We start from the raw sequence: 13,337 nt of genomic DNA on the forward strand, positions 1-13,337 counted from the left end.
GGTGAATATTCAAGAGGTACTATCAGATAAAGTAAAAGAAGCGGTTAAATCTATTTTTGACAAGGAATTGCCAAATGTAGAATTTCAGCCTACACGTAAAGATTTTGAAGGAGATATCACTATCGTGGTTTTCCCGATGTTGTGTGTAGTTAAGGGTAACCCTGTTCAAATTGGGGAGCAAATTGGTTCTTATTTACAAGAGCATGTAGAAGCTGTTGCAGGCTTTAACGTAATTAAAGGATTTTTGAATATTGTTATTGATGATAGTTATTATTTAAATTTCTTCAATTCAATTACCTCCATTGAACAATACGGTTATGTAAAAGAGTCCGATGATGCCGTTATGGTAGAATATTCTTCTCCAAATACCAATAAGCCTTTGCATTTAGGTCATATCCGAAATAATTTATTGGGCTATTCCGTTGCTGAAATTTTAAAGGCATCTGGTAAAAAAGTATATAAAACCCAAATCATCAATGACCGAGGAATCCATATTTGCAAAAGTATGGTGGCTTGGCAGAAATTCGGAAATGGAGAAACACCGGAGTCTACAGGATTAAAAGGGGATAAGCTAGTTGGTAACTATTATGTAGCTTTTGATAAGGCATATAAAGAACAAATAGCAGAATTAGTAGCTAAGGGCACTGAACAAAAAGTTGCCGAAAAAGAGGCTCCTATTTTATTGGAAGCCCAAGAAATGTTGTTGAAATGGGAATCTGGAGATGAAGAGACAGTTTCGCTTTGGAAAACCATGAACGGTTGGGTGTATAAAGGTTTTGATGTTACCTATAAAAATTTGGGTGTTGATTTTGATACCCTTTATTATGAAAGTGACACCTACCTTTTAGGAAAAGATGTTGTTGCGGAGGGATTGAAAAAAGGTGTTTTCTTTAAGAAGGAAGACGGAAGTGTTTGGATAGATTTGACCGAGGACGGATTGGACGAAAAAATTGTACTTCGTTCAGATGGTACTGCGGTTTACATGACCCAAGATATTGGTACAGCGATACAACGTGTAAAAGACCACCCAGATGTAAATGGTATGGTATATACCGTGGGTAACGAGCAAGATTATCACTTTAAAGTATTGTTTTTAATACTACAAAAACTCGGTTTTTCATGGTCTAATAAATTACATCACCTAAGTTACGGAATGGTAGATTTACCTAGCGGAAAGATGAAAAGTAGGGAAGGTACTGTTGTAGATGCGGATGATCTTATGGCAGATATGACCCAAACTGCTGCTACAATTTCTGAAGAGTTAGGTAAGCTTGAAGATTACAGTGAAGAAGAAAAGCAGTCGCTCTATAAAATGATCGGCTTAGGCGCTTTAAAATATTACATTTTAAAAGTTGATCCTAAAAAACGAATTTTGTTCGACCCAGAAGAGTCGGTTGATTTTCAAGGGAACACCGGTCCGTTCATTCAATATACTTACGCACGTATTCAGTCGATCTTAAGAAAGGCAGATAGTATGGGTATTGATATTTCTGAAAATGCTGAGGTTACTTCATTGCATGCAAAAGAAAAGGAACTAATCAAACAACTTCAAATGTTCCCAGATACCATTCAATTGGCTGCAGATAATTTTAGTCCCGCTTTGATTGCCAATTATACATATGATCTGGTAAAGGAATTCAATTCTTTTTACCAACAGGTTTCCATATTAGGCGAGGCAGATGAGGCTAAAAAAGTTTTACGTGTTCAGTTGTCTAAAAAGGTTTCCGAAGTTATACAAGATGCTTTTAAGCTGTTGGGCGTTGAGGTGCCAGAGCGTATGTAATATTAAAAACGTATTCGTACACTGGCATTCGGTGTTATGCCTAGAGATAATCTCTCAATGGTTTCAATTGTATTATCGTCTTGTAATCTGTAATAAGTGTTCAAGGTGTTGCGTCTGTTCGTAAAATTTAACACCGATGCTCCAAGTATTGCGTTTACGGTATCACTTATTTTAAGGGTGTAATTTGCAGAGGCATCTGCTCTAAAATACTCAGGTAGTCTGCTGCTGTTTGGTTCTTCATAATTGATTTGGGAAGGAAAAACAGTTTCATCTACTGGGTCGTTCTCATCTGGCTGGGTGAAAGGTTTTCCTGATTTATAATTTAAACCTACCCCTAATTTTAGATTTCCAATGGTGTAATTTCCTGCCACGGTTAACGAGTGCCTTACATCTAAATTATTTGGAAAAGTAGTTGGTGTCAAAATATCAAAAGTGTAGTCATTTTTATTGAAGGTGTAACTTAGCCAAGCGCTATAATCATTGTTCTTGGTATTAATTAAGAATTCGGCTCCCTTAACTACGTATGAGCCAATTTCGCCATCAAATTGATTCTGATTTTGGAAGCCTTGGGTGTAGACATTAATGCCATTGACTTCTTTGTAAAAACCGTCAATACCTATGTACAGTGTATTGGTATCGTAATTAAAACCTATTGAGCCCTGTTTACTTTTTGTAATGGGCAGATCATTTCCGTCAGAAAGTATCCATCTTCTTTTTTCTATCCCTAGAAAGTTCTGTTCTAAATCTATAATCTGATTGGTAACCTGACTTTTATATTCACCTAAAATTTCGGTTTTAAAATTTGGCAGCAGTTCGTAACTGATGTTAATTCGTGGTTCAAAAATATACTCCTTAAATGTGTTCAGGTTTTCATAATAGTTAATTCTGCCACCTATGGTACCTTGAAATTTATCGTTCTCTGAGGCATACTGTATTTCTGAAAATAATGCATGTTGGCGAATTACCCCTTTTATGTTACTGGCAAATGGTGGTTGATTAAGGTTGGTGGTGTTTTCTATACCGGTTTCGGTAAATTCATAACCATTTGTCCAGTTTAAATTATCCCGTAATTTGTATGTGGCAGCTAATTTAAGGTTCGATTCTTTTACCAAGTTGTTTTGGGTTAAACGTTGAGCGTCATTATTCGAAATAGTGAGGGCATCTAGGTCGTACTGTGTATAATAAGCACTTAGCACAGATGTGATTTTATTGGTCCACTCGCTTTGTAACTGTCCACCAATAGAGAAATTATCTTGATTTAAATTACTTCGGTTTGGTGCTGTAGCTTCATCTGTAGTTTCAATATAATTTAAGTTATTGCTCATGGTGATCATGCTGGTGCTTAACTTATGATCAGGATTAATTTCATGTATGAACTTGGTAGAGAAATCATAGAAATAAAACTCACTTTGGTTGTCCACTTCAGAGTCTTGAAAGGCTTTTTCTGAAAACGTGGTATAGGTTGGTGTGTTCAAAAAATCAGTATACGACCTACGTGCCGAAACTTGAATTGCAGATTTTTCACCGATAGGAATTTCACCAAAAATATCACCAGATATTAAATTAACACCCGCTCCACCACTACAGGTTAAAGGCAGTTCTTCCATCGATTTCATGCTCAAGGTACCGCTAACTCCTCCGCCATACATCGCAGAGGTTCCGTTTTTAATTATAGATACGTTTTCGGTAACATATGGATTGAAAGCAGATATTAAGCCAAAAAAGTGTCCGGTTTGATACATTTTTATGCCATCCCAAAGCATAAGGTTTTGGTCATTGGTTCCGCCTCGAATGTTAATATCAGATACGGTTTCGTCGACACTTTTAATGCCTGGTAGCGCTTGTACGGTCTGTAAAATATCTGGTTCGCTAACACCTGGTAAAATGCCGAATTTTGAAGGATTTAGTTCAAAGCTGGCATTATTAAGTTTGTTTAATCCTATAGTTAAAAATTGAGTAACAATAACCTCTTCCAATTCTTGGTAGCTAAGTGCCATAGCCACGGATTTGCATTTAGAAGTTTTAATAAACTCTTTTGCTTTTATAAAAATGGGCTTGTAGCCCAAATGTTTAATATGGATCAATGAGTTTATTGGTACGTTGTCAAAACTGAACGAGCCGTTCTCTGTTGTTATGCCATATATTTCAGAATCATAAATTTCAATGGTTGCACCGGGTATCGTGTTCTCTTCAAAATTATCAAAAACAAAACCGCATATAGAAATGGTAGTTGTTTTGGTTAAAGTGTAATAACGATCATTTAGTTTTTTGATGGTTATACCAGTAGCTTCACTAAGTTCCTTTAATATAACTTCAAGGGAATCTGAATTTGGCTTCGGTACTTGTATTGCATTTACATCACCATCTGCAAAAGAGAATTTTACATTGTAGGTTTTTTCCAGTTCGGTAAGAACATTGCGCAACAACAAAGTGGTTTTAGGTTCGCTTTGGGCATAGATGTTTCCACCGATAACCAGTAAAAAAATAAAACCAATAAGAGTATTAAGGTGCTTTTTCTGCATAGAACAGCACTTTGTTCCCATCTAAGTTAAACTTAATTTGCAAAGGAACGCTTATACTTTTTAGGGCAAGTTCTAGATTTTCATTACTAAAAGTACCGGTAAAAAGTTGAGCGGTGTCAATATTTTCTGTTGTGATGTCAATATTATACTGCCTTTGAAGTTCATCTATTACATAGTGTAACGGTATGCTCTCAAAAGAACTTTCATTAGATAACCATGATGGCTCACCATTTACGGGAGCTTTGGACATGGTGCTTGTTCCTGCGATGTTCAATATTGAATTGCCGGCAGGTAACTTGGTTTCTTCACCGTTGATAGTGACACTTACCAAACCTTCAAAACAGGTAACTTCAAAATATTCTTTTCTGTTTTCTACATTAAATTGTGTACCTAAAACGGTAACTAGCCCTTGTGAAGTTTTTACGGTAAATTTTTTTCCCTTGGCGACTTTAAAATAAGCTTCGCCGTTTAAGTCTACATTTCTATTGGAGTCCCATTTTTTTTCGCTAAAAGTTAATTCTGATTCCGCGTTAAGAATTACTTCAGAATTATCGGGTAGGGTTATGGATTTGTTTTCTGCATATGAGGTGGAGAAAGATTCGTTCAGCGTACTTAAATAAAAGAACGATGCTGTTAGTAATACGGCAATAACTGCGGCAACACGTAGAAACTTTTTAAATGGTGATAACACAAAAACCTTTGGTGTTTCTACAGTTTTATGTTGTTCTATAGCATTCCAGGCTTTATTCATGTCAAAATCAGGTGACGCTAATTTTGACGAGGATTCCTTTATTTTTTTATATGTTTCGTATGCCTCAGATTTCTTGAACTCCGCCAATTCGGCATCGGTCAATTCATCGTTTAGCCATTTTGCTAAGTAATTGTCTTGCATAATTTTAGCTTTCTATCAGTATAACAACTATGTAGAGGAATACCCTACTTTTTTATTCTTGTATCGGGTATTAAGTAGTTGTGTTGTTTAATTGAAATGTATTTTTTTCACTAATCTATATCCCATCAATTTGCTCTCTTAAACTTTTTAATGCCAAATGCATCCTTTTTTCTATCGCTTTAACGCTTACACCTTCCATTTCAGCAATTTCTGCATATTTTTTTCCATCTATCCTATTCAATAAAAAAGTAGTACGTTGGTTTTCTGGTAAACTATTTAAGGCATTGTCTAATTTCTCCTTAAACTGATTTTCCTCCATAATAAATTCAGGAGATTCATTGGTGGTCTTTAATGTTGCATCCGCATACTTTAAACGTACTTTTTCTGCTTTAATAACATTTAAGTACAAATTATTGGCTACCGTGTATAAATAAGATTTGGCTTTTTCTGGGGTGACTTTTGCACAATTCTCCCATAGTTTTACAAATGCTTCTTGTACGGCATCATTTGCTTTTTCCTCATTACCAAATTTGTAATAAATATAATTGAAGATGGTTTTAGACGTTTCATTAAAAACCTTCTTATAAACCAACTCTTCGCAAACGTTTAAATGTTTTTCCGTTTTCAATTATTTGCTTTTTACCAAAGATATTTGAAAAAAAACAAAAAAGGAGGTAGGGTATTTTTAAAGTCGGTTGTTTTAGAAGCATAATAACAAACAATACCAAGTCATTATGAAAAAGATTTTAAATTATGTAATGTATGTTAGCCTACTAGCCATTGCATTTAGTTTTACCGCTTGTCAAGATGAGTTTGAAGAAATTAATACGGGCGAAGAGCCACAGGCAATAACTGCAAGTTCTGCTACGGCAGAACTAATACAGCGTACCAGTTCAAATGATGGTTCTGGTGATAATATTGTTGATGGTACCAGCTGCTTTGAAATAAATTTTCCATACACCGTTGAGGTTAACGGTATTGAATTGACCATTGATTCTGAAGAGGATATAGATCAGGTAGAAGAAATTTTTGATAGTATTGATGATGATGAAAATCTATTGGATATAATTTTCCCAATTACCGTTACAGCTGGTGATTTTACTGAGATTACCATTAATGGATTAGAAGATTTACGTAATTTGGCCGCAGACTGTAAAGAAGGTGGTGAAGATGATGATATAGAGTGTATAGATTTTGTGTACCCCATGACCATGTTCACATTTAATGTAAACCTAGAACAGACGAGTTCTGTTGAGGTAACTAGTGATCGTGAGTTACGGTTGTTCTTTAAAGATTTAGGCGATGATAGTTTGGTGAGTTTCGATTTTCCGGTAACACTACAACTTTATGATGAGACAACTATTGTTGTTGAAAGTAATCAAGAATTGGCTATTGCTATTGAAAACGCAAAAGACACCTGTGATGAAGATGACGATGATGATTATAATGATGATGATTTTAATGAAGATGATTTTAAGGAAGAACTTGTTGAATGTGTATGGTTCGTAACCGATATGATCAGAAATGATGTTGATCAGACGCCTCAATACGTAAATTATATATTAAACTTTAAGGAAGACGGTACCGTAGTAACCGGTTTTAGAGGAGCAACAACCGTTGAAGGTACTTGGACCAGTACGGTAGGTGATGATGGCGCTAAACTTACCATTGATTTTGAATTTAGTACAGATTTTAACCTAGAGTGGACTGTCTACGATTTAGGTGATGATCAAATTAAGTTATACAACGATGCAAGCAACAGAATCATAATGAAACAATTCTGTGAAGAAGACTTGCAAGAATTGACTCTTGAAAATCTAAGAGAGACTTTAAATGACTGTTCTTGGGTTATAAAAAGGTTGAAGAATAACGGTGATCATATCAATAGATTGTTAGGTGGTGAGTTTGAGTTTCAAGCAGAGGGTGTAATTACACTTACAAACCAAACCACTGTAACCCAAGGTACTTGGGAAATAACAACAAATGCAGAAGGTCGTTTTGTAGTAGCCATTTCTATGGGTGATGAAGGTGCCGTGAGTTTTGAGTGGTTGTTGACAGATTTAAAGGATCGTATTATCAAATTCAACGTTGAAGAAACTTTTTATGAATTGGTAATTGTCAAAAAATGTATTGATGATGAAGATGAGGAAGAAGATATCACCTTCATTAAGAACATATTTGATAATACTGTATGGGATGTAGCTTACTTCGCAGAAAATAATGATGAGTCTACAGTACTTTATGCAGATGTAAAGTTATACATGGAAAATGATGGAACCTTAGAAGTAAGAAACGTAAACGGAGATGTGTTCAGTACCGGAAATTGGTTCGTGTATAGAAACACCTTTACCGGTAACTTAGAAATGCTTGTTTCCTTTGAAACGGGTAGTAATTACCTGCCGTTGGCCAATGATTATCAGATTCTAGAGATAGATGAAATGAGAATAGAGCTGAAACATGAGAATGAAACAGGTTTATATGATCATTTGGTCTTAGAAAGATCGTAAGAATAGAACATCCAGAAATATACCGTCAACAGTAAAGAGTTGGGCCTCGTTGGCGGTATTGATGGAAGTTTTATAACAGGAATTTATGAAAATGTAATTCCTTTTTTGCCCCACAACTAAGTTAAGAGCATCCATTTTAGTATGGGTGCTTTTTTGTTTTGTATATTTTGTGGCACTTGCTACGGAATTAGCATTGATATTATTAAATTTGTAGCCCCTTAAAAAAGAAAAGAATGTTCGATAATTTAAGCGATAAGCTAGATAAGGCTTTACATGTACTAAAAGGTCATGGTCAAATTACAGAAATTAATGTTGCGGAGACTACTAAAGAAGTACGCCGTGCCTTATTGGATGCCGATGTTAACTTTAAAATTGCCAAGGAATTTACCAATAGGGTAAAAGAGAAGGCATTGGGGCAAAACGTATTAACGACCTTACAGCCAGGTCAGTTAATGGTGAAAATTGTAAAAGATGAACTTACCCAGTTAATGGGAGGTGAATCGGAGGGTATAAATTTATCGGGCAAACCATCGGTTATTTTAATGTCCGGTTTACAGGGTTCCGGTAAAACTACTTTTTCTGGAAAGCTTGCGAATTTCTTAAAAACAAAGAAAACTAAAAAACCATTATTGGTTGCTTGTGATGTATACCGTCCTGCTGCAATTGATCAATTGCACGTTGTTGGTGATCAGATAGGGGTTCCTGTTTATTCAGATAGAGATAATACTGATCCCGTAGCTATTGCAAAAGCTGGTATTGCCAAGGCTAAAGCAGACGGAAACAATGTTGTTATTATAGATACCGCAGGTCGTTTAGCGGTAGATGATAAGATGATGGCAGAGATATCTGAAATTCACAAGGCCATTGAACCTCAAGAGACTTTGTTCGTTGTAGATTCTATGACGGGTCAAGATGCTGTTAATACGGCAAAAGCCTTCAACGATATCTTGAATTTTGACGGTGTTATCCTTACGAAATTGGATGGTGATACCCGTGGTGGTGCAGCTATTTCTATTAAATCTGTGGTAGATAAGCCAATTAAGTTTATTGGTACAGGTGAGAAGATGGAAGCTATAGATGTTTTTCATCCATCACGTATGGCAGACCGTATTTTGGGTATGGGTGATGTTATTTCACTTGTGGAAAGAGCCCAAGAGCAGTTTGATGAGGAAGAGGCTAGAAAGATCCAGAAGAAAATTGCCAAGAATAAATTCGGATTCGATGATTTCCTGAGCCAAATTCAGCAAATCAAGAAAATGGGTAATATGAAAGACCTTATGGGGATGATTCCTGGTGCAGGAAAAGCCTTAAAAGGTTTGGATATTGATGATGACGCCTTTAAACATATTGAAGCGATCATTTATTCAATGACCCCAGATGAGCGTTCAACACCATCTAAATTAAATGCCAGTAGAAAAAAACGTATTGCAAAAGGTTCTGGTAGAGAAGTTCAAGAAATCAATCAGTTGTTGAAGCAGTTTGATCAAATGAGCAAGATGATGAAAATGATGCAAGGCGGTGGCGGTAAGAAGATGATGCAGATGATGGGTGCCATGAAAGGAATGAAATAATAAGCGAACAACACAACTTAAAAAGAGACGGATATGGAATTATTGGATGGTAAAAAAGTATCCAATCAAATAAAGGAAGAAATCAAGGCAGAAGTCGCCAAGATGAAAGAACGTGGTGAAAAGGTGCCACATTTAGCTGCAATAATTGTAGGTAGTGACGGTGCTAGTTTAACCTATGTAGGTAGTAAAGTTCGTTCTTGTGAGCGTATTGGTTTTGAATCTACGTTGATTCAGATGCCAAGTACCACTTCTGAGCAAGAATTATTGAACAAGATCAAAGAATTGAACGTTGATGATGATATTGATGGTTTTATTGTTCAATTACCCTTACCTGAGCAGATAGACACACAAAAGGTAATTATGGCCGTAGATCCAGATAAGGATGTTGACGGATTTCACCCTACCAACTTCGGTAAAATGGCTTTGGATATGAGTACGTTCATACCTGCTACTCCGTTCGGTATTCTTGAATTATTGGAACGCTACAAAGTAGATACAAAAGGTAAACATACCGTAGTTATTGGTCGTAGCCATATTGTAGGTAGGCCAATGAGTATTTTAATGGGTAGAAAAGGTTGGCCAGGTAACTCTACCGTAACCCTTACCCATAGTCATACAAAAAACATTACACAGATTATCTCACAGGCAGATATTGTAATTTCAGCATTAGGAGTTCCTAAATTCTTAAAGGCGGAAATGGTAAAAGACGATGCCGTTGTAATTGATGTGGGTATTACTAGAGTTCCAGATGAAACAAAAGAAAAAGGATACTACATTACCGGTGATGTTGATTTTGAAAACGTAAGTAAAAAAGCATCATACATTACTCCCGTTCCTGGTGGAGTTGGTCCTATGACCATTGCAATGCTATTGAAAAATACATTGCTAGCTCGTGAGAGACATAGAAGTAGAAATTAGTATTTATAATATTGATTAAAAGCCTTGCAATAGTATTGTGAGGCTTTTTTTATGCCGGTAATTTCTTGATAGTTACTCCGGTTTCGGTAGTGTCGTTTGGCACTAAGATGTCTATGTCATTACTGTCGTCATAATCACAGCTTGCTAGTACGGTAATAGAAATTACTGTCAACAGGGCGTAAAATAGTTTTTTCATAGCATTAGATTTAGGTTGAATGAAAAAGGGCGTGTATTTAAAACGTTGAAATTTTAGTCTTGGTATTTGATGTGATTAGAGAATGCTGTACCTTTTGTGAAACATTTGTCCTTATGAGAAAAATTCTATTCGTTCTAGTGGTTTTTGGTTTTATTGTGGGTTGTGAAGAACCTAAGTTGGAGCATAAAACATCCATCAAAGTTAGTTATTCCGTTGAGGTGGATTCCTTGGTAAAAGATGGGCGTTTGCTACTTATGCTATCTTCAGATGATAGTGACGAGCCAAGGTTTCAAATTAATGATGGACTCAACACACAACTTATCTTTGGTATGAACGTGGAGAATTGGGCAAAAGATTCGGTAGTCACTTTCAATGAATCTGTATTTGGTTATCCGTATGAAAGTTTAAAAGATGTGCCACCAGGGGAATATAATGTGCAAGCGCTTTTGCATGTGTATGAAACTTTTAATCTCTCAACCGGACATACAGTTAAATTGCCCATGGATAATGGAGAAGGACAACAATGGAATAAATCACCAGGCAATTTATATAGTAAACCATTTAAAATTAGGGTGGCCAGTAACGGATTTGAAAATGTATCGGTCAATTTAGATCAAGTGATTCCGCCAATTGAAGAGCCAAAAGATACCGAGTGGATAAAACATGTTAAGGTAAAATCTGAAAAATTATCCGAGTTCTGGGGAAGAGATATATATTTAGGAGCACATGTGTTATTGCCAAAAGGATTTGAAGAACATCCGGAGGCTAAGTATCCGCTGATGGTTTTTCACGGTCATTTTCCTTCAGATTTTGGCGGATTCAGAACTACGCCTCCAGATCCTAATATGAAACCAGAGTATTCTGAACGCTTTAGTTTAGAAGGCTATAATATTATACAACAACAAGAAGCTTATGATTTTTATAAACGTTGGAACGAGCCAGATTTTCCAAGATTCATAGTGCTGCAGATTCAACACCCTACGCCATATTATGATGATTCTTATGCGGTGAATTCTGCAAGTCAAGGTCCATATGGCGATGCCATTACCTATGAATTAATTCCTGAAATAGAAAAACAATTCAGAGGAATGGGCGAAGGGTGGTCTCGTTTTCTTTATGGCGGTTCAACCGGTGGTTGGGAAGCTTTGGCTGTTCAGGTAAAATACCCAGATGAGTACAATGGTTGCTTTGCGGCATGCCCAGATCCTATAGATTTTAGAGCATATACCTTAACGAATATCTATGAAGATGAAAATGCCTACTTCTATAAGAGCGCACATAAAACATTAGAGGTGCCATCGCATAGAAATTACCTAGGTCAAATTCAATCTACCCTAAAACAAGGAAATCATTTGGAGTTGGTTTTGGGAGATAAATCTAGATCAGGTCAACAATGGGATATTTGGGAAGCTACGTATTCGCCACAAGGTGAGGATGGATACCCAGAAAGAATATGGGATAAAATGACCGGAGACATCGACCATGATGTTGCAGCATACTGGAAAGAGAACTATGATTTGCGGCATATTCTAGAGCGAGATTGGGATAAATTGGGGGAGAACTTAAAGGGGAAAATTCATATTTACTGCGGAGATATGGATAATTATTACTTGAATAACGCAGTATACCTAATGGAAGATTTCTTGGAAAGTACCACGGATCCGTATTATGAAGGTGAAGTAAAATATGGTGACAGAGATGAACATTGCTGGAACGGCGATCCAGATCAATCAAACGCTATTACTCGATTAAGGTACAATACTATGTACGTACCAAAAATTATGGAACGTATAGAGAAAAGTGCACCCAAAGGGGCTGATTTAACGAGTTGGAGGTATAGGTAATGTTAATTGTTTACTCAAAATATGAGTGTCACTTCGAGTGAATTTTGAGGCGCGAAAAATTAGTATCGAGAAGCATCTAAGTGCACAATGTTGCTTTTAAAAATTTATAATAATTATAGAATAAAGATTTGATGAAATACAGAAGATTTGGTCGAACAGACTGGCAGGTAAGTGAAGTAGGATACGGAATGTGGGGAATGGCAGGTTGGACAGCCAGTGACGATGCGCAGTCAGCAAAATCGTTGGACTTGGCAGTTGAAAACGGAGTCAATTTCTTTGATACCGCTTGGGGATATGGAGAAGGTCATAGTGAGGAGTTGCTAGGGGAGTTGGTAAAAAGACATCCTTCCAAAAAGCTGTATACGGCTAGTAAAATTCCGCCAAAAAACTTTCAGTGGCCAGCTAAGCCAGAATTTGACTTTGATGATTCCTACCCCGTTGCGCATATTATGGAATACACCCATAAGACTTTAAAGAATCTAGGGCTGGAGCAAATAGACCTTATGCAATTTCATACCTGGGATGACGGATGGAGCGATAGGGAAGAATGGCAACGTGCTATCGAAGATTTGAAAACTTCGGGTAAAATAGCGGCAATGGGCATAAGTGTGAACCGTTGGGAACCTGAAAATGGTATAAAAGCTCTAAAAACAGGATTGTTGGATGCTGTACAAGTCATTTACAACATATTCGATCAAGCACCAATAGATAACTTGTTTCCGCTCTGTAAAGAGCTAGATATTGCAACCATAGCACGTGTACCTTTCGATGAAGGAACATTGACAGGTAATATCACCAAAGAAACCACATTCCCTGAAGGTGATTGGCGTGGGACTTACTTTGTACCGGAAAATTTAATTTCTTCGGTAGAACATGCCGATGCTTTAAGACCGCTAGTGCCTGAAGGTATTACCATGGCAGAGATGGCACTTCGTTTTATTTTGATGAACGATAATGTAAGTACTACCATACCCGGTATGCGTAAGCAACGAAATGTATTGGCTAATACTGCAACAAGTGACGGTAACGGTTTGCCTGCAGAACTATATGAAGAATTAAAAAAGCATCGTTGGGATAGGGAACCTACTTCTTGGTCTCAGTAAT

General features: G+C 36.7%; 10 protein-coding genes. 6 read left to right on the plus strand and 4 right to left on the minus strand.

The genetic code is table 11. From position 1 onward, the window contains the following. Position 1: 1 nt before the first annotated feature. Positions 2-1,783 (plus strand): arginine--tRNA ligase, encoded by a 1,782-nt coding sequence (argS, locus tag DCS95_RS08995; RefSeq protein ID WP_116770451.1) that lies wholly within the window; start codon positions 2-4, stop codon positions 1,781-1,783. Between the two features lie 2 nt (positions 1,784-1,785). Here the strand turns inward: argS and DCS95_RS09000 are convergent, their stop codons facing one another. From DCS95_RS09000 to DCS95_RS09010, 3 genes are all read right to left on the minus strand, one after another. Further along, the gene (locus DCS95_RS09000; RefSeq protein ID WP_116770452.1) at positions 1,786-4,305 is read right to left on the minus strand and encodes a TonB-dependent receptor plug domain-containing protein; all 2,520 of its coding nucleotides are present in this window, start codon (positions 4,303-4,305) and stop codon (positions 1,786-1,788) included. Further along, complete coding sequence (locus DCS95_RS09005) at positions 4,286-5,197, minus strand: FecR family protein (protein WP_116770453.1); 912 nt, start codon at positions 5,195-5,197, stop codon at positions 4,286-4,288. Before DCS95_RS09005 ends, DCS95_RS09000 begins: the two co-directional genes overlap by 20 nt. 115 nt (positions 5,198-5,312) lie before the next feature. Continuing rightward, positions 5,313-5,825: an RNA polymerase sigma factor gene (locus DCS95_RS09010; RefSeq protein ID WP_116770454.1), complete on the minus strand. Its 513-nt coding sequence runs from the start codon at positions 5,823-5,825 to the stop codon at positions 5,313-5,315. 106 nt (positions 5,826-5,931) lie between these two features. Here DCS95_RS09010 and DCS95_RS09015 point away from each other — a divergent pair, with 106 nt between their 5' ends. The 3 genes from DCS95_RS09015 (at position 5,932) to DCS95_RS09025 (ending at position 10,193) form a co-directional block, all read left to right on the plus strand. Further along, positions 5,932-7,704 (plus strand): hypothetical protein, encoded by a 1,773-nt coding sequence (locus tag DCS95_RS09015; protein WP_244178425.1) that lies wholly within the window; start codon positions 5,932-5,934, stop codon positions 7,702-7,704. Positions 7,705-7,937: 233 nt separating this feature from the next. Then, positions 7,938-9,275: a signal recognition particle protein gene (gene ffh / locus DCS95_RS09020; RefSeq protein WP_116770455.1), complete on the plus strand. Its 1,338-nt coding sequence runs from the start codon at positions 7,938-7,940 to the stop codon at positions 9,273-9,275. Between the two features lie 33 nt (positions 9,276-9,308). Beyond that, positions 9,309-10,193: a bifunctional 5,10-methylenetetrahydrofolate dehydrogenase/5,10-methenyltetrahydrofolate cyclohydrolase gene (locus DCS95_RS09025; protein WP_116770456.1), complete on the plus strand. Its 885-nt coding sequence runs from the start codon at positions 9,309-9,311 to the stop codon at positions 10,191-10,193. A 49-nt stretch (positions 10,194-10,242) separates the two neighbouring features. On the opposite strand, the gene DCS95_RS20235 is transcribed toward DCS95_RS09025, so the two are convergent. After that, complete coding sequence (locus DCS95_RS20235; protein WP_159303129.1) at positions 10,243-10,389, minus strand: hypothetical protein; 147 nt, start codon at positions 10,387-10,389, stop codon at positions 10,243-10,245. A 113-nt stretch (positions 10,390-10,502) separates the two neighbouring features. Here DCS95_RS20235 and DCS95_RS09030 point away from each other — a divergent pair, with 113 nt between their 5' ends. Continuing rightward, positions 10,503-12,233 (plus strand): alpha/beta hydrolase-fold protein, encoded by a 1,731-nt coding sequence (locus DCS95_RS09030; RefSeq protein WP_116770457.1) that lies wholly within the window; start codon positions 10,503-10,505, stop codon positions 12,231-12,233. Between the two features lie 131 nt (positions 12,234-12,364). Next, positions 12,365-13,336 carry an aldo/keto reductase gene (locus tag DCS95_RS09035; RefSeq protein WP_116770458.1) on the plus strand — a complete coding sequence of 324 codons (972 nt, stop codon included), beginning with the start codon at positions 12,365-12,367 and terminating at the stop codon, positions 13,334-13,336. Position 13,337: the final 1 nt, after the last annotated feature.

It is taken from the genome of Maribacter litoralis (genome assembly GCF_003075045.1).
Classification (GTDB): domain Bacteria; phylum Bacteroidota; class Bacteroidia; order Flavobacteriales; family Flavobacteriaceae; genus Maribacter; species Maribacter litoralis.